The organism is Arthrobacter caoxuetaonis (genome assembly GCF_023921125.1).
Taxonomy (GTDB): Bacteria; Actinomycetota; Actinomycetes; order Actinomycetales; family Micrococcaceae; genus Arthrobacter_B; species Arthrobacter_B caoxuetaonis.
This window is the reverse complement of record NZ_CP099467.1, coordinates 1-20,230: the sequence shown is the minus strand read 5'-3', so window position 1 is coordinate 20,230 and position 20,230 is coordinate 1. Positions and strand designations below refer to the sequence as shown.

22 protein-coding genes are annotated in these 20,230 nt (G+C 63.0%); 16 read left to right on the top strand and 6 right to left on the bottom strand.

All coding sequences use genetic code 11. From position 1 onward, the window contains the following. Positions 1-33: 33 nt before the first annotated feature. Entirely contained in the window at positions 34-1,017 is a 984-nt protein-coding gene (locus NF551_RS16610; RefSeq protein ID WP_227897289.1) for a Fic family protein, read from the bottom strand. A gap of 123 nt (positions 1,018-1,140) precedes the next feature. On the opposite strand from NF551_RS16610, the gene NF551_RS16605 reads away from it, so the two are divergent. Beyond that, the gene (locus tag NF551_RS16605) at positions 1,141-2,079 is read left to right on the top strand and encodes a helicase associated domain-containing protein (protein WP_227897290.1); all 939 of its coding nucleotides are present in this window, start codon (positions 1,141-1,143) and stop codon (positions 2,077-2,079) included. 3 nt (positions 2,080-2,082) lie between these two features. Here NF551_RS16605 and NF551_RS16600 read toward each other — a convergent pair whose 3' ends face one another. Further along, entirely contained in the window at positions 2,083-3,150 is a 1,068-nt protein-coding gene (locus tag NF551_RS16600; protein WP_227897291.1) for a fatty acid desaturase family protein, read from the bottom strand. 292 nt (positions 3,151-3,442) lie between these two features. On the opposite strand from NF551_RS16600, the gene NF551_RS16595 reads away from it, so the two are divergent. The 12 genes from NF551_RS16595 to NF551_RS16540 all read left to right on the top strand — a co-directional run bounded on the left by NF551_RS16595 (position 3,443) and on the right by NF551_RS16540 (position 14,370). Next, positions 3,443-3,673, top strand: a complete 231-nt coding sequence (locus tag NF551_RS16595; RefSeq protein ID WP_227897292.1) for a hypothetical protein — start codon at positions 3,443-3,445, stop codon at positions 3,671-3,673. Between the two features lie 262 nt (positions 3,674-3,935). Continuing rightward, the gene (locus tag NF551_RS16590) at positions 3,936-5,750 is read left to right on the top strand and encodes a helix-turn-helix domain-containing protein (protein WP_227897293.1); all 1,815 of its coding nucleotides are present in this window, start codon (positions 3,936-3,938) and stop codon (positions 5,748-5,750) included. Between the two features lie 160 nt (positions 5,751-5,910). Then, positions 5,911-6,375 carry a hypothetical protein gene (locus tag NF551_RS16585; protein WP_227897294.1) on the top strand — a complete coding sequence of 155 codons (465 nt, stop codon included), beginning with the start codon at positions 5,911-5,913 and terminating at the stop codon, positions 6,373-6,375. A gap of 95 nt (positions 6,376-6,470) precedes the next feature. Then, complete coding sequence (locus tag NF551_RS16580) at positions 6,471-6,839, top strand: hypothetical protein (protein ID WP_227897295.1); 369 nt, start codon at positions 6,471-6,473, stop codon at positions 6,837-6,839. A 42-nt stretch (positions 6,840-6,881) separates the two neighbouring features. Further along, the gene (locus NF551_RS16575) at positions 6,882-7,370 is read left to right on the top strand and encodes a hypothetical protein (protein WP_227897296.1); all 489 of its coding nucleotides are present in this window, start codon (positions 6,882-6,884) and stop codon (positions 7,368-7,370) included. Continuing rightward, positions 7,367-7,858 carry a hypothetical protein gene (locus tag NF551_RS16570; RefSeq protein ID WP_227897297.1) on the top strand — a complete coding sequence of 164 codons (492 nt, stop codon included), beginning with the start codon at positions 7,367-7,369 and terminating at the stop codon, positions 7,856-7,858. Before NF551_RS16575 ends, NF551_RS16570 begins: the two co-directional genes overlap by 4 nt. A gap of 157 nt (positions 7,859-8,015) precedes the next feature. Next, the gene (locus NF551_RS16565) at positions 8,016-8,834 is read left to right on the top strand and encodes a hypothetical protein (RefSeq protein ID WP_227897298.1); all 819 of its coding nucleotides are present in this window, start codon (positions 8,016-8,018) and stop codon (positions 8,832-8,834) included. Positions 8,835-8,950: 116 nt separating this feature from the next. After that, on the top strand, positions 8,951-10,108 hold the full coding sequence (locus NF551_RS16560) for a hypothetical protein (protein WP_227897299.1): 1,158 nt from the start codon (positions 8,951-8,953) through the stop codon (positions 10,106-10,108). A gap of 36 nt (positions 10,109-10,144) precedes the next feature. Next, positions 10,145-10,912 carry a hypothetical protein gene (locus NF551_RS16555; protein ID WP_227897300.1) on the top strand — a complete coding sequence of 256 codons (768 nt, stop codon included), beginning with the start codon at positions 10,145-10,147 and terminating at the stop codon, positions 10,910-10,912. 95 nt (positions 10,913-11,007) lie between these two features. After that, a complete protein-coding gene (locus NF551_RS16550) occupies positions 11,008-11,766 on the top strand; it encodes a hypothetical protein (RefSeq protein WP_227897301.1) in 759 nt (252 codons plus the stop codon). Positions 11,767-11,871: 105 nt separating this feature from the next. Further along, entirely contained in the window at positions 11,872-13,053 is a 1,182-nt protein-coding gene (locus NF551_RS16545) for a hypothetical protein (protein WP_227897302.1), read from the top strand. 105 nt (positions 13,054-13,158) lie between these two features. Beyond that, entirely contained in the window at positions 13,159-14,370 is a 1,212-nt protein-coding gene (locus NF551_RS16540) for a hypothetical protein (protein WP_227897303.1), read from the top strand. Between the two features lie 44 nt (positions 14,371-14,414). Here NF551_RS16540 and NF551_RS16535 read toward each other — a convergent pair whose 3' ends face one another. Together NF551_RS16535 and NF551_RS18980 are read right to left on the bottom strand one after the other, a co-directional pair. After that, positions 14,415-14,912, bottom strand: coding sequence for a hypothetical protein (locus NF551_RS16535; protein ID WP_227897304.1), 498 nt, complete (start codon positions 14,910-14,912; stop codon positions 14,415-14,417). 133 nt (positions 14,913-15,045) lie between these two features. Next, the gene (locus NF551_RS18980; protein ID WP_269439037.1) at positions 15,046-15,168 is read right to left on the bottom strand and encodes a hypothetical protein; all 123 of its coding nucleotides are present in this window, start codon (positions 15,166-15,168) and stop codon (positions 15,046-15,048) included. 207 nt (positions 15,169-15,375) lie between these two features. On the opposite strand from NF551_RS18980, the gene NF551_RS16530 reads away from it, so the two are divergent. The 3 genes from NF551_RS16530 to NF551_RS16520 are packed head-to-tail and all read left to right on the top strand — an operon-like array spanning position 15,376 to position 17,629. Continuing rightward, the gene (locus NF551_RS16530; protein ID WP_227897305.1) at positions 15,376-15,900 is read left to right on the top strand and encodes a hypothetical protein; all 525 of its coding nucleotides are present in this window, start codon (positions 15,376-15,378) and stop codon (positions 15,898-15,900) included. A gap of 53 nt (positions 15,901-15,953) precedes the next feature. Continuing rightward, complete coding sequence (locus NF551_RS16525; RefSeq protein ID WP_227897306.1) at positions 15,954-17,081, top strand: hypothetical protein; 1,128 nt, start codon at positions 15,954-15,956, stop codon at positions 17,079-17,081. Beyond that, a complete protein-coding gene (locus NF551_RS16520; RefSeq protein WP_227897307.1) occupies positions 17,078-17,629 on the top strand; it encodes a hypothetical protein in 552 nt (183 codons plus the stop codon). The genes NF551_RS16525 and NF551_RS16520 overlap by 4 nt, the downstream gene beginning before the upstream one ends. A gap of 97 nt (positions 17,630-17,726) precedes the next feature. Here NF551_RS16520 and NF551_RS16515 read toward each other — a convergent pair whose 3' ends face one another. Next, positions 17,727-18,311, bottom strand: coding sequence for a hypothetical protein (locus NF551_RS16515; RefSeq protein WP_227897308.1), 585 nt, complete (start codon positions 18,309-18,311; stop codon positions 17,727-17,729). 5 nt (positions 18,312-18,316) lie between these two features. Next, positions 18,317-18,976 (bottom strand): ParA family protein, encoded by a 660-nt coding sequence (locus tag NF551_RS16510; RefSeq protein WP_227897309.1) that lies wholly within the window; start codon positions 18,974-18,976, stop codon positions 18,317-18,319. Positions 18,977-20,230 lie beyond the last annotated feature (1,254 nt).

Here is a 20,230-nt window from a genome sequence, read left to right as displayed (position 1 = left end):
ACGTTACCGACCGCCCCTGACTCTTCAGCTCGCCTAACGGGTGGCCCTGGCGAGGAATGCGTCCAGGGCAGCAACTATGTGCGGAGCTACCCAGATGAGCTTCCCTGCGACCTTGGGTGCGGGTTCCAGGATTCCTGCGGCTGTCAGCTGGTCCAGGGCCCGGTAGGCAGCCGATTCGGATACGCCCAGTGCGGCCATTGTGGTGGCAGCGTTCACGGCTGGTGACCTGTGGAGCGACGCTGAGATGCCGGCGGCCGCAGGCGACCTGGTGCTGCCGAGCAGCTGGCGATGGATTTCACCTGCGGCCGTGATGTCTTTGGCAAGCAGGAGACTGCTGTCCAGAGCCTTGAAGATTGCTTCGATACATAGCTCGATGATGGGCATTGAGTTTCCGTGCCGGTGGGCGGTCCGGGCAGCCTCACTGCGCGGGTTGTTGATCAGGCCTGCCGAGATGGGCACGACTGACTCCCCCGTGACGCCGGCGGACCTGAGCATGGCCAGCATGAGTGCCCTTCCGGTCCGGCCGTTGGCGCGGGTGAAAGGGTTAGCTACTGCGAACCGCGCGTAGGCTTCGGCTGCCTGGACAAGGACCGGTACGTCGGCGCGCCCGAGGAACTTGGCCAGCGGCTCCAGATGGGGGCTGTCGGCCTCAGGCGTTGCCTGGGTGATCGTCCGGTTGAGCTCGACGAATCCCTGCACGCTGAGCATCGGCTGTCCGCGCTCGGTTCGGGTGACAGCCAGAGCTGTGGACCGGATCTGTTCGGCTTCCGGGATGCCGGGCGCCGGCCCCAGGGTAGTTGCCGCCACGTCGCGCGCGTTGGCCTGGATCCCGTCTATGGCGCAGCTGGAGGCGGCTTCCGCGAGGGTCAGCAGTTCCTTCAGGTGCCCGTGCCCGGCGTCGAAGCGGACCAATTCGATGACGGCCATTTCTGCCGCGGCGAGCAGCGGTGTCGGCAGGTCCAGGACAAGGCGGTTCCGGGCAGCGTCAGCAGTGTCCAGAGCAGTGTTTTCCCCCATACTCCCAATTAGTGGGGTAACTGGGAGTATTGGCAAGGAATTCTGCCCTTCGTGACGGTAAATGTCAGGGACCTGCCGATTCTTCGTGACGCCGCACACAGGCGAAGTGGATAGGGGGGGCCTATGACACAGCCCGTAAACCGCGTTTCGAAGGGCGTACCTTCAGGCGGACAGTTCGCAGCGACGCGCCACGGCGAGCCCGCCGTCGCGCTGACCAGCCCTGCCCGGACCGGACCCGAAGACTGGGGACGCGCACGCCGCGAGGCATGGGATGACAGGTTCAATGAAGTCCTGGAATACATCGCAGACAACGGCGCCATGCCAACACACAACCCGTCCAGGCCACAGTCAAAGCGTCTTGCAGGATGGCTGAACGAGCAGCGCCGCTTCAAGGATGACCTTCCTGAGTTCAGGGCGCGCCTTCTCGACGAGCACCTGCCGGGATGGCGCGACCCCAGGGACGCCGCATGGCAGGCCAGGCTGGATGAGGTGCGCGCCTACCGGGAAAGGCACGGACGCCTGCCGGCAGCCGGAAAAGAGTCCAACGAGGTCTCAAGCTACGGACGCTGGCTGGTCTACCAGCGCAAGAACGAGGACAGGCTGCCCGAGCACCGCATCCGGGCCCTCGACGCCCTGGACCGGGACTGGCGGGACCCCAACCCGCTCTCCTGGGCCAAGAATGTGGACCGTGCGGCCGCCGTCGTCGAACGCCTTGGCGGGAAGTTCCCGACCTCCGGCTCCAGCGACCCCGAAGAGCACCGGGTTGCCGAATGGCTCAGCTCCCAGCGCACACACCGCTCACGCATGACCAACGAGCAGATCCGGGAACTCGATGAGAGGCTCCCAGGCTGGAACCGCGGGCGCGAGCAGGTGTGGAAGGAGCGCCTCCGCTGGACTTCCGACTTCCTGCGCCGCAACCGCCGCTTCCCGTCCCAGCACAGTGCGAATCTGGTGGAGGCCAGTCACGCTGCCTGGGTGAGGGCACAGCGCCGCTCCGCCACCAAGCTCACTGAAGAGCGGGAGCGGATGCTCAACGAAATGCTTCCGGGTTGGCGCCGGTAGACCTCAGGAAGGCCGGTAGGCGCTGACCATAGGACATTCGAACGGGTCACGGCCGGAGAGGCCGACCTTGTTCAGGTAGGTGATGACGTTCGCGTACGAGCGCAGGAGAGTGGTCTCCGTGTAGGGGATTTTCTGTTCCTGGCAGTACGCGCGCGTCAGCTCCGCCGCCCTGGCCAGATGCGGCCGGGGCATGGACGGAAACAGATGGTGCTCTGCCTGGTAGTTCAGTCCGCCCATGAATACCCCGGTGAACCGCCCTGTGATGTTCCTGCTCGTGAGGACCTGACGGGACAGGAAGTCGATGCGCGAGCCCTCCGGGATGAGCGGCATGCCCTTGTGGTTCGGCGCGAAGGACGCCCCCATGTACACACCGAAGACAGCGAGCTGAACGGCAAGGAATGCTGCAGCCTTGCCGGCCGGGAGGAACACGAAGACCGCAGCGGTGTACAGCCCGAGCCTGCTGAAGACCATGGCCAGTTCTGTCGCACGGCCCTGAACCTTCCTGGCCGTGAACAGGTACTTGATGGACTGGACATGGAGGTTCACGCCTTCACCGGTCAGCAGCGGGAAGAAAGCCCATCCCTGCCGGCGGGTCAGCCAGGCCATGAATCCACTGCGGGCCTGCGCCTGCTCCGGCAGGAAGGAGACGGTGTCCTGCTCGATGTCCGGATCCTTGCCGATCGTGTTCGGGTTGGCGTGGTGGCGGTTGTGCTTGTTCATCCACCACTGGTAACTGATGCCTACGATCAGGTTTGCGATGAGGCGCCCTGCCTTGTCGTTGGCCGGCCCGGAGGAAAAGACCTGGCGGTGGCTGGCCTCATGAGCAAGGAACGCGAACTGCGTGAAGAGGATGCCCAGGACGGCAGCAGGGATGAGCTGGAACCATGAGTCGCCGATCACCGCCATGGCTGCGCCCGTTCCGGCAGTCAGTACGGCAAGCACCGAGAAGACCTTGATGTAGAAGCCGGCTGCCCGATCCAGGAGCCCCTCCGCCTTGATGGTTTTCAGCAGGGTTGAATACCCGGCAGTGGCTGTCGTCCTGGGACTGCGGCCGGGTTCAGATGTTCTCAACGTTCCTCGATGCTCGTTGTGCGGTGCTGCTCTTAACTGGGCAGGGACATGCGTAGAGCAGTTGCCGGAACGTCCCGCCGAAGAGCCCGCGGTCACGACGACATGTGACGCGACACGAAGTAGTTTCTGTTTTCTTAATACCGGGCATGTTTGAAACCCGGTGGTAGCTTCGAGTTATCGGAAACAGATTCGCTACACCTTTTCTGTGGCCACCCGGCCTTCCGATGCCTTTTGAGACTGATCAAGGACCGATAGCCCCTCCCCAGGGGCCGGAAATTCTAAGGACAAGATCATGACTGCTGAAGTACGGAAGCGTCCCGGACGCAAGTCCAAGGGCGACCGTAAGTTCTTCGGGTTCCGCATCGCCACCGAGCGCGCGGACATCGTCAACGACATCGCAGCCGCGGAGGGCTACAAGTACGTCAGCGACTGGGTGGCCAGCGTAATCGAAGACCGCATTGAGAACACCGATCTAAGCGCGATCAACCGCCAGGAGGAACTGCCTATCGGTCGTATCGCTTAAATACAGAAGGCCCGCATAGAAGCGGGCCTTCGAAGTATGAGACTTTCGCCTGGATTGCTTGCCGGCGGATCAGGTGAAAGTCGATTTAGTTACCAAGCCGTTTCTCCTTGCAGGGAGATCCGGCCCAGAAAGCCCTTTAGGGGACTCTCTCTTCGCTTAGGCCGTTTAGAGCCTTCGCACTATTCCTGTTGGGAGGAATGAAACCATCGTACATCAGCATGACCCCGAACTACCAGACTTACAGAGTTCCGGCGCGCCCCGCGTGTCGCAGGTCCATGATGACCCCTCTACTGTCTGGTCTGCCCTGGCCCCGCTCCTGGCCGGCCAGCCACGTGTCCGCCTGTCCAAGGACGGCGGCAAGTCCTACCCTCAGCGTTTCGAACGCGACCTGACATCCGGGCTGCCCTCTTATCCGGCCGCTGTGCGGATCTTCGGCAAGGACGGCACCTGCAGCGCCATCTTCCTCGACTTCGATTCCTCCGTAGCCGGAACCGACTGGGTTGAAGCTGACGTCCGTGCTGCCCAGACTTGGCTGCACAGTGTCGGCGCCCGCTGGATTGAGGACTTCTCTCCCAACGGCGGCCGCCACCTCTATATTCCTCTCGCCGAGCGTGTCGTCTTCTCTGAAGCGCGTGACCTTGTCGAAGCCCTGGGATCCCGTTTCCGGAGCCTGGACAAGACCCCGCACCAGAACCTCCTGCACGGCTGTATGCGTACCCCCGGAAGCCCGCACAAGCGCGGCGGCCACCAGATGCTGGCCATGAGCCTTTCCATGGCGTACGACGTCGCCCGCCGGCGGAACAGCCCCGACATCTGGACGGCCATGACCAAGAGCCTGGCCCCGGAGATCGAAGCAGCGCGTACCTACCGGCTGGAACAGGCAGCACCCGCAGCGGTGGAGGCCCCGGAGCCGGCAGGAGTCGACAAGGCCCTCGGCATGTCCCGCTCCATGCAGCGGATCGCCGTCACAGGCCTCTATGAGGTGAACCGGTACAAGTCCGACTCCGAGGCACGCCAGGGCGTCCTTGCCGGTGCTGTCGCCTCCGGGCTGGCCATGACGGACGTCCAGCGCCGGATGAACCAGGGCCTCTGGCCGGGGCTTGCATCCTTCTACGGGCGCTATCCGGCCCGCCACAGGGCCAATGCACTGCAGCGGGACTGGCGGAAGGCTGAGCTCTACCTGCAGCGAAACGCCTCCAAAGGGCCCGAAAAGAATAGTGTCCGTATATCCCCCACAAGCGAGCTCAATACACAGGCGGGGGGCTTACATGGCAGTAATTCACCTCGCCTCAGCGACGACAACGAACACCGCTTCATCCGTGCATGGCGCAGCAGCCTTCGCCTCCTGGAACAGAGATACAAATCCCGGGAAGGTATGGCCAGGAGGATGGTCCTTCGTGCCCTGGGGGAGGCAGCACACATGAGCGCCAGCCGGTACGTCGAATTCGGTGACCGGTCCCTGGCCGTCGCCACCGGTCTCGACCACACCACGGTCGGCTATCACCTGCGGGCACTGCGCTCCGAGAACGATCCCCTGGTAACCCTTATCGAAGCGGGCCGCGGCACCAAGGGGGACCTCTACATGCTGACCATCCCGCAGGCCGTGATGAAAGCAGTCGAAGCCCTGCCCTGGCGAAAGGGGAAGGTCCATGCCCTGCGCCCTGTCTTCCGTGAACTGGGTCTGCCGGCCGCCTTCGTCTACGAAGCCATCGAGGATTCCCCCGTTCCGCTGTCCACCATGGAGATCGTCCGGGAAACCGGTATGTCCCGCAGCGCCGTATCCGAGGCACTGGAAACCCTCGCTGCCTGGGCAATGGTCCGCAGGGACGGCGGCTGGTCCATCGAATCAGCGACGAGCCTGAAAAACCTGGCCGAGTACTTCGGTGTGCTCGAAGCCGTGGCCGCCCAAATCCAGACCTACCGGATCCAGCGTGCGCTCTGGCGAGAATGGCTGGCCAGGAACGCCAACGTCGTCCAGCTCATGCCGGCACCCGATGACGATTACCCATGGGAAGACTTCGAAGGGCCACCTGATGAGGTCACTTTGGCAGACTATGCCTTCCGGGCCACAGGATAGCTCCGTGCACTATCGACTCTGTCAGTCTGTCAGTCTGTGGCAACGACGATCGCGCGCTTTACGGCAGTGCCGCACACAGATCAGTCATGCTCTCACAACCGGCGTTAGTTCTCCCCACGATTCCACGCCCAGGAACCGCACTCCGGGAAGGAGCTGGCCCATGGACGTGATTACCATCCTCATCGGCATTCTGGTCTACCTGGTATTCCTGACAGCAACTTGCGTGGGAGCCATGGCACTGGACGTTCTGGTCGACCCGATCATACTGATAGGCATCTGGGGCACGCTCACGGCAGGTCAAGTCATCTTCGGTCTACGTGCACTCACGACGAAGAAGAAGGCGTCAAGAGGCACCCCTCTGGCCGTCGGTTCCCTGGTCGCCTCCGGGTTCATCGCTTTCGCGGGCGCCTCAGTCGCCATGCAGAGCCCCTGGCCAGTCATCTGCGCAGCCACTGTCCTGCTCACCGCCGGTGCGGCAATGATGAGACAACGGCATGAGCGCAGATCGCTCGAACTGGGCCGCACCCTACGGAACCCTGCCCTGTCCTCAACTTTCATGAGCGCAGCTGTCATGATCTTCGTTGCAGCCGGGTTCGGTGTACTTATTGCCGTACGGCCGGGCTAGCCACACGCCACTCTGTGACTCTGTGACTCTGTGACTCTGTGACTCCGTGAGTCTGTACCTGCCGGTTTTGTCTTCCAGCCGCACACAGGATGTGCATGAGCACGATTCTGATGGACCAGGCAGCAGAGCACTCCCCCGTCGTCGATGAGCTGGACCGGCTCGTTAGCTTCCTGGAATGCATCGAGAAGAAGACCTCGCGCGAACTTCGCAGCGCACGGCTGGCGTCGGCAGCACTCAGGATCCAGTACACCGCTCCCAGTATCCGCGAGATCGTGATCTCAGGTGCCGGCACAGAGCACACAGAGATAATCTCTGCACTCTCGGATGCCGGCCAGAACGTACCCGTACAGGACCTTGAAGCAGCAGCGGGAATCATCGCTGCTCTTCCGAAGAAGGACTTCATTCATCCCGCGGGCACCCGGGTGGTCATTGCCGAGGCTTCAGCATGGTGGCCCGGCCAGTAAACGGCTCCGCTCCCCTGCCCCGTCAGCCGCACACAGATGGGCATGACGACTACACCAAACCGCCAGCCCGAAGGTTCGCCCGCCGGAGGCCAGTTCGCACCGTCCGCCCACGCTGAAGCAGCAGGCATCGTCCTTTCCACACCTGAGCCTGAAGCGATCCAGGCCGAAGAGTGCGATGAGTGCGGCGAGGAGAAGGAAACCAGCGGCACCTGCCTCAGCTGCCAGTGCAGTGAATGCGGTGAATCCCTCAGCGACGGCGAAGGCTGGGACGGCCTCTGCGGCAACTGTGCCGATGCCAAGGAGGGTGAAGGCCAGCAGATCTTCGATATGTCCCTTACCGACGCTGACGGTGAAACCGTTGAGTTCTCCGTGAACCGGATCGACGACGGTCATTACGAAGTCGAAGACGATGAAGGTGACAGTGTCCTGGAGTTCTACCACAACGGCGATGAAGAAGATCATCTCTCCATCCAGGAAGCCGCGGTCGAAGAGCTGAACAAGGCCGGCCACCAGGTCAGCGACGAGGAGTGAGCACCGGGATCATCAGGGACCCTCTTGGCCGCTTCGCCAGGATGTCCCACCGGGAGCCTGAGCTGAGCCTCCCGGCTGCCGCCGCAGGGGAAGATCCCGCACCTCTCCTGGAGGCTTTCACCGGGACGGACCCGCGTCTGGACATCTGGAGCCGCTACCCCGACATCTCCGAGGAAGAAGACGAAGCGACTGACGACTGGGCCTGCGGTGAGGTCAGCGGACAGTTCGCGGCCTACGCCCGGGAGCAGGGCTGGGATGCAGACGTCGTAACAGCCCAGGCGGATCACCCGATGGCCGATGAGCACGTATGGGTTCACCTCCATCGCGGCGGCCGGACCATTGCCGTGGACTGGACAGCCCGGCAGTACCACAACCTCAACGAGATCAGCTGGGACCCGAAAGTCCTGTCCGCTCCATGGCCGCTGACCTGGGACCCGGACATTGTCCCGAACGAGCATCCCCTCATGGGTTCCTTTACCCTGCCCTGACCTGCGGGCGAACCTGTTTACCTCCGTGATGCTGGAGGCTTCGTGGGCTAGGCTGTACCTCACGCCGGAGCACGAGCCCCGGTGCGATTCATCGACGGCGCCTGCAATCCAGCACTGCAGCGAACCGGTGGATCCGGCTTACGTTTATGGGGGAAACATGCAGTACAAAACCATGGGCAGGACCGCTGCTGCCCTAGCCGTTGGTCTCAGCGTTCTGCTCACCGGCTGCAGCGCGCAGGCAGCACCGGAAGAAGCAGCCGACACGGTATCGGCCACACCGGAACCATCGCCCTCGGAGACCGGTCCCGCAGGCCCCTCCCTTCCGGGTGGCGAGGTTGTCCAATCGGCAAAGGGCGAGTACCTGCAGTCCACGATTGCGGCGGATGACCCGGTCCTGAAATACGACCCCTCCAAGACCCCCGGGAACCTTGAAGAGTACTTGACCCCGGAGCAGCTGCAGAAGGGTCAGGAGTTCGCACTGCGGTACATCGTCGAGGAGCTGATCGACTCTCCGCTGAATAACAACCCTGACGCCGATGTCGACGCCTGGTGGGAGGAACACAAACGTCTCTTCGACCTTGGACAACACGAAGCTTTCCGCGACGGGATAACCGATGAGACCGGACCCGTCCTGCGAAACCGCTGGCAGGCAGGCATTGAAAGCTTCGCGTATGACTACGTGTACAGCTCGACGGAGACACGCTTTTCCAACCTGACCCTAAATGTTAAAGACCTGTACTTCACCGAAAAAGGCGTGTTGGTGATCAATACCGACTTTGAAGCCACTGCCAAGGTCCGCACTCCCGATGGGATCGGATATGAGACTCTCTACGCTGATGCCACACTGGGCCTCATCCCTTCCGACCTGAACGAAAGCGGCTGGGTGATCTGGAACTACAAGTGGGACCTAACGAACGCCGACATTCCTGAACCCGCAGACAGCGAACTCAGGCAGAAAGAAAGCGCCGAGGGCTGAGCCGACGCCGCTTACCCGGTACCGCGGACTGGCAAGCTTACAGAAGGGCCGGCGGCCACGAGCCGCCGGCCTTTCCCATGTCCTCCGTTTAGTGTCGGTGCCGCACACAGAGTGGCATGACTACTTCACACATGAACCGCCAGCCCGCAGGGATTCCCGTCGGCGGCCAGTTCGCAACCACCGCCCACGCAGAACCAGCCGGCGTACACCTGAATGACCAGTCCGGCAGCATCCCGGCATCAGCCCCTGGCGCCTGGGCAGCAGCCTTCAGCCTCGGCCAGGCCGGTCTCCAGGGCGACGTAACCCTCTACACCGGAGGCAACCCTGACGCCGCTGAAGGCGCCCTCGCCTACGTTTCCCCGCGCGGCCACGAACTGGTCATTTCCGGGGTCGGCACCGACAACCTCACGATCCACCACTTCGACCCCACCGAAGAGAACACATTCACCACCGAACGGACAGGTTGCGAAGACCCGGCCAAGGCTGTTGAAGCTATTGAGGACGTCCTCTGGGATCTCGAAACCCGGGACGTCTTCACAGCCGGGTTCTATGACGGCGAAGTCTTCGAGACCCGTGAAGTTGAACTCGGCCGCACCGGCGACGGCACCAGCTGCGCTTCCATGACTGTCCGTGACGAGGACGACAACGAGCTGTACGTCAGCCACGACTACGACACCGGGAAGACGACCCTTTCCTCCGAACGCGGGGAGCTGTCCGGTCTGGCACGGGAAGCGGCCCTGGACGCACTGATCGTCGACATGGCTGAAGAACCCGAGGACGGGAACAACGAGGTTGCCGCAGCCCGGGCCTTTGAGCGCATCCGTTCCGCAGCCCTGAAACTGCCGGGTGCTGAAAAGCGGCTCGCTCCCAGGAAGGAGAGCGACATGAAAGCCGGTATGCGCGATCTCATGGAGCACGTCCAGAACCGGGACTCCACGACGGGCCAGCAGGCACGCAACACTGCCGTCTTGGCCACTGGTGCGCAGCTGGGCCTTGAGTACATCAACGCGGTCAGTACGGTCAACGCCGGCGGGGACTCCACCTCGGCTGCGATGTACGCCATCGGTGCCGCAGCCCTGGCTCCGCTGCCCGGCCGCCTTGAAGCGGACAAGCACGATACGGCTGCCATGCGGGAGCACATTCGGAAGGCACAGGAAACACTGCGGAAGACAGGATCACTCCTGGACGGTTTCGCAGTCGGCGGCCGCCAGCCGGTCTTCCTGCAGCTCGACAACACCCTGACTGAAATGGACGAGTTCCTTGTCGGGCCGTAGCTGCTCCCTCCGGTCCTTCGCCGCACACAGGTGGGTATGACTACATTCCGTAACCGCCAGCCCGAAGGTACTCCCGCCGGCGGACAGTTCGCATCCACCCCCAAGTCCGAATCCGATGTGGCCCTCGCGGCAGGGACCGGCACCGGCGGACTCGACATCGACTACGACTGCAACACTGAGGAGGTGCGTGCGCTGGCCCGGGCAGGCCTCCAGGGACGCATCACCCCGTACAACGGCACCGATGAAGACATCCCGGCCGGCGCCGTCATCTACACCTCCCACGAAGGCCACGAGCTGGCCATTTCCGGCCTGGGTGGCGAAGAAGTGGAAGTCAGGGTCGTCACCGACGATGAGCACCGCTCCTTCCGGATGACTCACGGCGGCTACCCGAGGGCTGAAGAGGTCGTGACCGGTATCGAGTTCGCTGCCTGGCGGGAGGACGTCACCGATGCCTTCTCTGTGGGGTTCACTGACGGCCAGAACGAGGTCCGCGAGACCTACTTCGACCGGAATATTGAGACCGGTGAATTCTTCGCCGGCATGACCCTCTCGGACCAGGAAGGCAACTGGTTCACGGTCGAGCATGACTACGGTACCGGCGAAACCTCTGCGACGCCGGAATCCGGTCCGGGTGCCGAGATGCCGAAGATCGACCTGGATGCGGTCATGTCCGACCTGACGGGAAGCGATGCCAGCGGCAACGCCCAGACGGTCGCAGCGGCAGCGTTCGCCAAGATCCGGAACCGGGTCGAAGGCTACCCGTTCTACAACAAGCTCGCCGCCGCTCAGATCCCCGTCGAGTAGGTTCAATCCAGCGAAGGCCGGTGGTTGATTCCGCCGGCCTTCGCTGTGCCAATGGTGCCCTGCCGCGCGGGGCGTACAGCCGCACACAGAGGGGTATGAATACATTCCGTAACCGCCAGCCGCAGGGAATTCCTACCGGCGGCCAGTTCGCAGCCACGACTCACTCTGAATCCTCGATCAGCCTCGGCGGACCTCCCCGGCCCGACCTGGTGATCCACGACCCCTCCATCGACTCCGAGGCCGTCCAGGAACTGGCCGCCGCGGGCCTCAAGGGCGGACTCTTCCCGGCCCGCGAGAGCCAGGATCTCCCCGAAGGATCAGTGGAGCTGTGGACCGACGGCGCCAGGCTGGGCATCTCAGGTCTTGGCACCGATGAAGTCGCCGTGAAGTTCCTGTCCGATGACCCGAACCGCGAGTTCACCATGACCCACAGCAACAAACCCTCGACCGAAGACATTATGAACGCCATCGAGGCCGCGCAGTGGAAGGACAAGCTCACCGACGTCTTCGCTGGAAGCTTCAGGGACGGCGAGGACTTTGAAGTCCGCGACAACTATCTGGGGCGCAACAGCCACACCGGAGACTACGTCGCCGGCATGACCGTCTCCACCCACACGGGTGACTGGTTCACGCTCGACCACAACTTCACGACCGGGCAGACCACCGTGGACAGCGAATCCTGGATGAATGAGAAGCCCTTCCCGCAGGACTTCGTCGACCCGATCATCTCTGACCTGACAGGGAAGGACGCTTACGGAGAGGACGCCCAGCGCGCCGCCGCCGAAGCCTTCGGCAAGGTGAAGGAACGTGCAGAGCAGATGCCCGGCTACGAAAAGTTCTCTGAGCTGGCCTAGCCTCACGAACCATTGGAAGGACCGGCGGACACTTCCGCCGGTCCTTCTTCATGACTTCCAGGGGCGTGAGTGCCCAAACACCAGCCCAGCCGCACACAGAGGGGTATGACACATAACCCTGTACGGCAGCCCGCGGGAATCCCCGTCGGCGGTCAGTTCGCACCCACGACCAAGTCCGAGCCAACGGGCGTCACCCTGGACTTTGATGCCGCCAGCGGCCAGCAGCTCACCCAGCAGCGCATCAAGGACCGCGACGAGATCAGGGAGATCCTCGACAGCGCAGAGGACCCCGACTCCCGTGAAATGAAGCAGCTTGACCGGCTGCAGCAGCACCTCTCCATCCAGCTGGCCGCGGACAGCATCATCAAGCAGTTCCCGGGCGCCTCGAGCATTGTCCTGCGCGAAAACGAGGACGGCGAAAACCAGTACGACCTCCTCTCGGTCCGGGACGATGCCGGAAACGAGCTCGCCGGCCGCGAGGACAACGACTGGACCAGGAACGAAATCGCCGGTCCGAACAGCCCTCAGCTCGATGAGCTCTGCTGGGCGCTGGACACTGAGGACGACGGCTGGGCGAAGGGCATCGGCCGTATCACCCGTGACCGCTACAACGGCAAGACTGCAGAAATCGACCTGGTTTCCGCCGTCGACAAGGTGGCGCCGCCGCGGAGCATCGCAGCCGTGGAAGCAGCCGAGAATTACGCTGCATCCCAGGAGCGGATGGAACACCTGCGCAAACAGACCGCCATGATCCAGGAAATCAACGACCACGCCTCCATGCGCCTGGTCGCTGCCGGCATCCTGGACAAGTACCCGGATGCACGGCGTCTGAAGTGCAGCCGGGACATCAACTCGAACGGCCGGCTGGAAGTCCTCGCCGTCCTTGATGCTGACGGCAACGTCGTCGCCGACCCCGACTTCGACACAGAACTGAACGACGTCGACCTGCTGGGCGGCAACGGGCCCACCGTGCGGACCCTCGTGCAGTGCATGGATCCGGACAACCTCAGCTGGGCAACGATGATCGGGGAAGTGCGCAGCAACCGGCACCAGACCTACGTCGACGTCGATCTGTACAAGGCCATGAACCAGGAGTTCCCGGACGACGAACGGCTGAAGGACCCCCGGGTCCGCCCGCTGAGCCCCCAGAACCAGTCCGACCTGGTCACGGCAGCCGAATTCGGTCTCCCGAAGATCGAGGAGGCCATCGCCGGCGCAGAGAACAGCCACCACGAGAACTGGCTGAAGGATCTGGCAGAACGGACTGGGAAGGCCCTGAAACCATAGCCACTCCTTTGCCCTGGGGCCCGAACCGGTGAAGACCTGCCGGTGAGGGCCCCTTTTGGTTTCCTGGACCGCTCCCTCAACCCCGCTGCCGCACACAGATGGGGTATGACAAACAACCCTGCACGCCAGCCCGCGGGCATCCCCGCCGGCGGCCAGTACGCACCCACGATCAAGCCTGAAGCTACCGGAGTCACTCTCAAAGCCACTGAAGGGTACCCGGACATTTCGTCCATCGAAGCAGCGCGCGAGGAACTCAAGGACAAGTGGCTCGAAGGGCCTCAGGGGGATAGCTTCCTCGCGGTCGACGCGCAGTATCAGCGGGCATCCATTCAGCTGGCCGCAGCGGCTATCCTCAGGGACTATCCCGGCGCTGAAACGCTCGTCATGTGGGAGAACGCGGACGGTGAGCGGCAGTACGACATGAAGGCTATCCGCGACGCCGACGGCCTGGACATCGTGGACTCCTCCGATAACGACAACTGGACCAGGGATGAGTTCGGCGGGGCCAACAGTGCGCAGCTGGATGAACTGGGATGGGCTATCGACCTTGGCAATGACAACTGGGCTGACGGCATCGCGTCGGTCACCTCCGACATCCGCGACGGCAAGACTGCAATCGTCAACCTTCGCGCCGCTGCCTCCCTGGAAACCGCCGGCACAGTCCCTGCCGTACCTTCAGAGGTTCCGGCCGGACCCTCAGCCAGGGCCGTGACTACGGCAGCCATGGAGCGTTATGAGGATCTCGCCGACATCAGGGCGCGTGCCGAAGAGCAGGCGAAGCTCGTGAAGGCAGCCTCTCAGCACGCCTCCATGCAGCTGCTGGCCGCAAGCATCCTGGAACGCCACCCCGGCGCCCACACCCTTGAGCTGGTCTCCAGCGCCGACACCGGAGGCCGCTTCAAGGTCTTCGCCGTCCGGGACAACTCCGGCGACAGCATCGAAACCGGTGCCGGCAGCCTCTTCGAACAGCACGTTCCCGGCGGCGGCGCCAAAATCGGGGACCTCGCCTCAGACCTGGACGAACACGGTGAATGGGGGGACGGCGTCGGACACATCATGGCTGGCAGCAAAGGCGCCTACGCCTCACTGGATCTCAGGGCCATCATGACCGCCCCTTCGCCGGCCTCCGAGGTGATGGCCAACCCACGCACCAGGCCCCTGACCCGCACCGAACAGGCTGACCTTGTGGAGGCTGCCTACTTCGGGCTGCCCGAGATTGGAGACGCAGCCGAGAAGGTGGAGAGCAACGAGCGGGCCACCGCACTGCTGGGTCTGCACGAACGCGTGAACCGGGCCATGCGAAGGCCTGCAGCGTAATGCACGGTGCGGTCCGCTCCCCCGGCGGGCCGCACCCGTTGCCCCTAACTCAGGATGGACTGCTCGTCACTGAGCATTGCCATCAACGTGGGCCTAGCCACGAGGACCCGAACAGCTCCCTGGGTCTGGATGACTGTGCCTGAGTGCAGGATGGAATGGTTGCTGATCCGGTCATGCAGCCAGCGCATGCTGGCCCAGTCGAATCCAGCAGTAAACTGCCCGTTGAACTTCACGGCGATCACACCGGTAGAGGCGCCTCTCCAGATAGTGAAGTGGTCGCCCAGGACGAGCGGCTCCTTCAGGGACAGGGGGTCCTTCAGCCGGCAGGAGCGGATCCCCAATCTGTGCAGGTCACGGAGACGGGGATTCACCAGCTTTCCATCGTCGAACGCGAGGGACAGTCCGTAGCGTGAGCTAACCAGCTGAAGAGGCGGAGCCTCATCGTCCTTGACCCGTGCAAGGCGCTGCGTCGCCTCCGCCCCGGGCATGTACCGTGCACCGGAGGCAGGCCTGACCTCCCAGCTCCTCTTTACTTTCTCCATAGCTGGAATATATGCGGCATGCCTGGCAGGCAGGGCCACATGTCTACCGCGCGTAATATTGAGGCACCAGCGACAACCGTTGCCAGTCTCAGCCTTGGGCGCCGGCAGGCGGAGTCCAAAAAACGGGGCCCAGCTACTTGGTGAGGATCTGGAGCAGCTCCCAGCCCTCCGGGATCTGGTCAATCAGCGCCTGACGGGCTTCGTCATAGCTTTCGCCCTCTGCTGAGATCTCGCGTTTTTCTACTGGGCGGATCACTCCGCTGACTTTTACCACCCTCCAATTCTACGGCGGCGCGATCCTGGCCGAAGCCGCACACAGGTGGGCATGCACACACCTCACCGACAGCCGCAGGGCATCCCTGCAGGCGGCCAGTTCGCCTCCGCGAGCCACAGCGAAGCACCCGTAACCCTCCACCCCCAGACCTCAGGAACAAGATCCGCGGCTCCTGTACCCCTGCCTCCCATGCCTGATGGAGGGTTCGAGGGCCGCCACGCCGGCCAGCCGGCTATCGCGCCGGGACGGTTCGGCGGCCCCGACGTCGACCAGAACGTGGACACAGTGATGTCCGGCCCGCTTTCCAGGGGCGTGGCCAATGCCTCACGCCGTGAAGCAGCTCAGCTCTGGCATGAATGGGCACTCGAATGCAGCCGGGAAACGGGCGATCCTGACTACGAGGACTTCGCTGAAGGCATCAAGACCGGCATCACTGCACTGTACGAGCGTCATCATCCGCTCGAGGAAGACACCGACCGCTTCGAGAAGGGCACCGTCCCGGTGTACGCCATGGATCTCGCCCTGCAGACTGCCGGCCGCAAACGGGCATCGGCTCAGGACCGTGAACACTGGCGCCGGCTGCTGAAGCACACACCGTCAGAATCCTGGCACCGCGGGCACCTGGCAGCCGGGGTCATCCTCTCCGGAGCGGACGAATACTGGGGCATGCGTGAGGACCCCGTCCATGCCGTGAAGGGTGCAGAGACGGCGTAGGCCTGGCGGCTGCCGGCTGTGCTGGCGGGCCGGCAGCCGCACACAACAAGGGCATGAGCAACTTCCACATAAGCCGCCAGCCACAGGGCATCCCCACCGGCGGCCAGTTCGCAGAAACCACCCATTCCGAAGCCGTCGGTGTCAGCATCTCAGCCCCGCTCCCCCATCCGGACCCGAAAGTGTACCGGGTCGGCCGGCACGTCCTCTGGGAAGACGAAATCGGAGAAGAGCATCCCGGGGTCATCAGCACCGCCGATGGAGGGAGTAACGTCACCGTCACCCTTGAAGGCGGAAACAAAGTCGTAGCAGCCTGGCATTCAGTCCGCCTGGACGCAGACCGTGAAGCCGATGCCCTCATCGAACGGGTTTCCGCCGGCAGCGACACCTACAGCCTGGCTTTCGTCCAGTACGACGACCGTCTCCGGGATGACCAGGTCAGCAGGTACCTCAGCGGCAGTTACAGCGAGGTTGAAGACGAGGTCAACGACCTCTTCACCGAATCAGTCATTGATGCTTCCACCGAGCAGGCGCGCGACCTCCTGAAGGAAGCCGGCATCGACGTGGACGAGGTGGACACCGACAAGCTTGACCAGCTCGCCGAAGAAATCCGGGAGAAGGATGACTCCGACCCCATGGCAGGCCTGGTCCGGAACACGCCGGAGAAGCTCATGCGGCTCACCCTCGGCCAGCCGGGCGGGACGAACACCCTTTATGACGGCAACGTCGACGGCGCCCAGGAAGCACGTGAAGCCAGGATTGCCGCCATGCTCAATGAGCGGGGCCTGGATGCCTCCTCCCCCGAAGCGAAGGAAGCGATCTCTTCCCTGGTAACCGAAGGACCGCAGTACTGGCATGAGGGCGTGGACCTGGACGTCGTCTACTTCGACGACATCCGCGACTCGACGGTCTTCAACGCGGATACCGGCGAGGTCGCGTCCCGGGAAATCCAGTTCAAGGATCCGTATGTCGTCCTGCTGGACCGCGTGAACGGCTCCGGGTACGACGCCAGGATCCCCGGCATGATCAAGGCAACGGCCACTGAAGAGAACCCGGTGAAGCTCGACGCCGACGACAAGTACGGTTACGGCTGGGACGAAACGGCCGGCGTAGTCCACTCGGCCTACCGCACGGACACGGGCAGCACGTGGGTTCCCACCGGCACCGAATCGGCTGCAGCATGATCGCCCGGGTCCCCGAAGGGGTACCCGCCGGCGGCCAGTTCGCGCCCGGTGCCCACGAGGAAGCTCCCATCGTCCTGACCGGGGAATTCAAAGCACCGGTCCAGGCCAGCCACTCCCCCGGCCTCTTCGGTGACAGGGAACTGCAGATCACCCAGAACCTTTACCGCGACGGGCTCATCAAGCGGCAGAAAGCCATCGACGATGTCGCAAACCTGGCCCTGGCACAGATCGCCATTCTGACTCTTCGGAAGTTCCCCGACGCCGCCACCATCCGCGTCCAGCCAAGCGAGGACGGTCCCGGCATGGTTGTGACTGGCGTCCATGACACTGACGGCCACACCATCGCGTCGGAGGAGGGGTACGAGGAGGCCCAGCTGCTCCACGAGTTCAAGAGCCTGCGCGGGTTCGCCGGCGCCAGCATGGATGATCTTGCCGCTGAGCTGCCGGTTCAGGACGCTGACTGGTGGAAGCATGCGTCGGAGGCAGACGGCGACGAATGGTGCGGCACCCACGACGTCGACCTCCGGGCAGCCGCGTCCGGATCATGACTCTGTAAGTCTGGCAGTCTGTAAGTCTGCGACTCTGTGAGTTAAGAAAGAACGCCCCCGCCGACCATGGCGGGGGCGTTCTTTTATGGGTCTTGGCTCAGTACCGCGGCGGGAGGTTCAGCGCTTCCCTCAGCTCGGCTTCGGTGGATCCGACCAGTTCTTCCTTGCGCTGGAACAGCAGGTCGATCGCGCAGCGGACCAGGGTATTGTCCGTGATCCGTTCACCCCGCTCCCCCGAGCCGCCCTTGAGGCTGTTGATGTGCATGGTCAGCATCTTCAGGTCAGCCGCCTGGTCCTGGAAGACTCGCAGTTCCTTGCGCAGCAGCTGTGTGTAGTGCGGGCGGGCCGGGCCGGACGGATCCTTGGACTCTGCAGGGGCTTCCGCCTTTACATCCGTGGCCGATGAGCTGGCTGAGGTCGGTGCAGGTGCCGGGGCGGCGGGCGGTGCTGCCTGGACAGACCCTGCAGCCACTCCCCCACTCTCGGCCGGTGCATGGACTGCAGGTGCGGCCGGGGTTTCCACTGCAGCTGCCGGTGCTGCGGGCTGAGGCGCCTGGACGGGCTGCTGTGCTTCCTGTTGTACCGGAGTCTGGACCGGTGCCGGGGCAGGCTCAGGCGCGGCGACCGGCTCCTGGGCCTTGTTCGGAGGAAGCATGTCCTTGAAGCTTCTCTTGACTGCCATGGCCGCTATCCCTTGTTCTCTTTGACCCAGATGCTCAGGAGCTCCCGGGCTACGTCCTTGTAGTCGCCGGCGGCCTTCTCGGCATTCCGGCTCGCCTCGTACGTGGTGGCCACGTTGCCCGTCATCGGTGCCCGCTCATGGATCTTGTAGGAGCGGACATAGGACTTGAGCACCTCCAGGCCGTACTCACGGAGGGTTTCCTGCGCTTCAGTCGCATCGCTGATCGACCTGGAATCGACCTGGGTGACAAGGACCCGATAGTTCAGGCCGCTGGGCTGGACGATCGTGTTGTACGTGTTGATCAGCGGGAGCATTGCCAGCGCTGCGGGTTCGCTCGGCAGCAGGACGAAGTCGGAGTTGTCGACGACCGCCTTGAGGACCTCGGAGTTGTCCAGGTTGCCGGGGGTGTCGACGAAGATGGTGTCGTAGTCGAGGTCGCGCATCTGCTTGAGCATCGTCGGGTCAGTTTCACTGACGACATCGAAGGGAAGCTGCTTGCCTTCAGGAAGAGCGTCAGCCGTCTCAGCCCAGGTCGTAACCGACTTCTGGGGGTCCACATCCACGACAAGCACCTTCGAGTGCTCCGCGGTAACGGCGGCTAGGTTCATCACGGTGGTGGATTTACCTGCACCACCTTTTTGATTGGCGACGGCCACGACCCTCATTGACGGTTCCTTCTTCACACAGCTGTAGGGTGCCGACGTTGAAGGAACGGCCGCGGCCCGTGTAGACCGTGGCGTGGAAAGGCGGGACCTGCATCGTCCCTCGTCGCCGGCATGCGATTTAGCTCCAAGTTACCAGCTAGAAACTGTTTTTCATTGGATTTACTTACAGACTCTGCGTGTCTGGAAGTCTGGAAGTCTGTAAGTCACAGACTCTGTAAGTTCCAAACAAGCAGACTCTGTTAGTCCGACCCCTCCCCCACCGCGCAACATGAGCCCCATTTGGCACATTTTTATCAGGATTCGCACTCCCCTCCCCCGCTCTCCATCATGGAGATGTGGACAGGTCAAGGCCTGCCGACGGCGGACTGCCAGGTCGCTACACCATCCCCCGGTTAGCGGCCTGGCTCTTCGGCAAAAACAGCTCTGCTTCACTGACTTTGCGGTCATTGGGCGTTGGGCCGCACCTTGCTTTACCGTCGGCTCCCCCGTTGCAGCGGGTGGCGTTGCCATGACCCTGTGGCCGGTCGGTGCCGGCGTGACGCCCGGCCACAGTCCGTCCTCCCCCGCCCTGGCAATACCAGGCAGGCGTGGGACAGCTGCAGAGCGTGCTGCAGCTCCTGCGCAGCACTATCACTAACAGACTTACGGACTCTGCAACTCTGTGACTCTGTTAGTCCGGCAGTCTGTTTGTCTCGTTGGGGGGGGCAAACAGACTGCCGGCCGCGGCCAAGCAGGGAATCAGCCCCTTCCAGATCCCCTGTCTCGGGTCACAGAACTCCGGACCTCACCCTTAACCGACTACGGAGCTCTGTGACTCTGGTAGTAACAGACTCTGTGACTCTGTGACTCCGGCAGCCTGGAAGTCTGTTAGTCCGTAACTCTGTAAGTGACAGAGCCTGTTAGTCCCAGGCAGGTCAAATCTGTTAGTCAGGAAGTCTGGAACTCTGTCACTGCGGAACTCTGCGAGTAACAGAGTCTGTAAGTCTGGTATTCAGGCTTCCTCCGGGATCATTTCAACTCTGTGACTGCCGGAGTCTGTTAGTCGGCGGCTGACAGGGCATTGCAACTCTGTAAGTGCGGGAGTCTGTAAGTCTGTTACCCGGGGCCCTGGACATCACTGCCGGAAGTCTGTGACTAACAGAGTCCGGTATTGGAGGTCGGCAACTCTGTTACTAACAGACTCAGTGAGTCTGCCCGGAAGAGAGTCCGAAAGTCTGTCACTCTGGAAGTCTGTTAGTCGGAGCGGGCCAATTC

Excerpts from the sequence above, each read along its gene's own strand:
- NF551_RS16610 (WP_227897289.1), bottom strand. The coding sequence starts at position 1,017 with ATGGGGGAAAACACTGCTCTGGACACTGCTGACGCTGCCCGGAACCGC.
- NF551_RS16605 (WP_227897290.1), top strand. The coding sequence starts at position 1,141 with ATGACACAGCCCGTAAACCGCGTTTCGAAGGGCGTACCTTCAGGCGGA.
- NF551_RS16595 (WP_227897292.1), top strand. The coding sequence starts at position 3,443 with ATGACTGCTGAAGTACGGAAGCGTCCCGGACGCAAGTCCAAGGGCGAC.
- NF551_RS16585 (WP_227897294.1), top strand. The coding sequence starts at position 5,911 with ATGGACGTGATTACCATCCTCATCGGCATTCTGGTCTACCTGGTATTC.
- NF551_RS16580 (WP_227897295.1), top strand. The coding sequence starts at position 6,471 with ATGAGCACGATTCTGATGGACCAGGCAGCAGAGCACTCCCCCGTCGTC.
- NF551_RS16575 (WP_227897296.1), top strand. The coding sequence starts at position 6,882 with ATGACGACTACACCAAACCGCCAGCCCGAAGGTTCGCCCGCCGGAGGC.
- NF551_RS16565 (WP_227897298.1), top strand. The coding sequence starts at position 8,016 with ATGCAGTACAAAACCATGGGCAGGACCGCTGCTGCCCTAGCCGTTGGT.
- NF551_RS16560 (WP_227897299.1), top strand. The coding sequence starts at position 8,951 with ATGACTACTTCACACATGAACCGCCAGCCCGCAGGGATTCCCGTCGGC.
- NF551_RS16555 (WP_227897300.1), top strand. The coding sequence starts at position 10,145 with ATGACTACATTCCGTAACCGCCAGCCCGAAGGTACTCCCGCCGGCGGA.
- NF551_RS16550 (WP_227897301.1), top strand. The coding sequence starts at position 11,008 with ATGAATACATTCCGTAACCGCCAGCCGCAGGGAATTCCTACCGGCGGC.
- NF551_RS16545 (WP_227897302.1), top strand. The coding sequence starts at position 11,872 with ATGACACATAACCCTGTACGGCAGCCCGCGGGAATCCCCGTCGGCGGT.
- NF551_RS16540 (WP_227897303.1), top strand. The coding sequence starts at position 13,159 with ATGACAAACAACCCTGCACGCCAGCCCGCGGGCATCCCCGCCGGCGGC.
- NF551_RS16535 (WP_227897304.1), bottom strand. The coding sequence starts at position 14,912 with ATGGAGAAAGTAAAGAGGAGCTGGGAGGTCAGGCCTGCCTCCGGTGCA.
- NF551_RS16530 (WP_227897305.1), top strand. The coding sequence starts at position 15,376 with ATGCCTGATGGAGGGTTCGAGGGCCGCCACGCCGGCCAGCCGGCTATC.
- NF551_RS16525 (WP_227897306.1), top strand. The coding sequence starts at position 15,954 with ATGAGCAACTTCCACATAAGCCGCCAGCCACAGGGCATCCCCACCGGC.
- NF551_RS16520 (WP_227897307.1), top strand. The coding sequence starts at position 17,078 with ATGATCGCCCGGGTCCCCGAAGGGGTACCCGCCGGCGGCCAGTTCGCG.
- NF551_RS16515 (WP_227897308.1), bottom strand. The coding sequence starts at position 18,311 with ATGGCAGTCAAGAGAAGCTTCAAGGACATGCTTCCTCCGAACAAGGCC.
- NF551_RS16510 (WP_227897309.1), bottom strand. The coding sequence starts at position 18,976 with ATGAGGGTCGTGGCCGTCGCCAATCAAAAAGGTGGTGCAGGTAAATCC.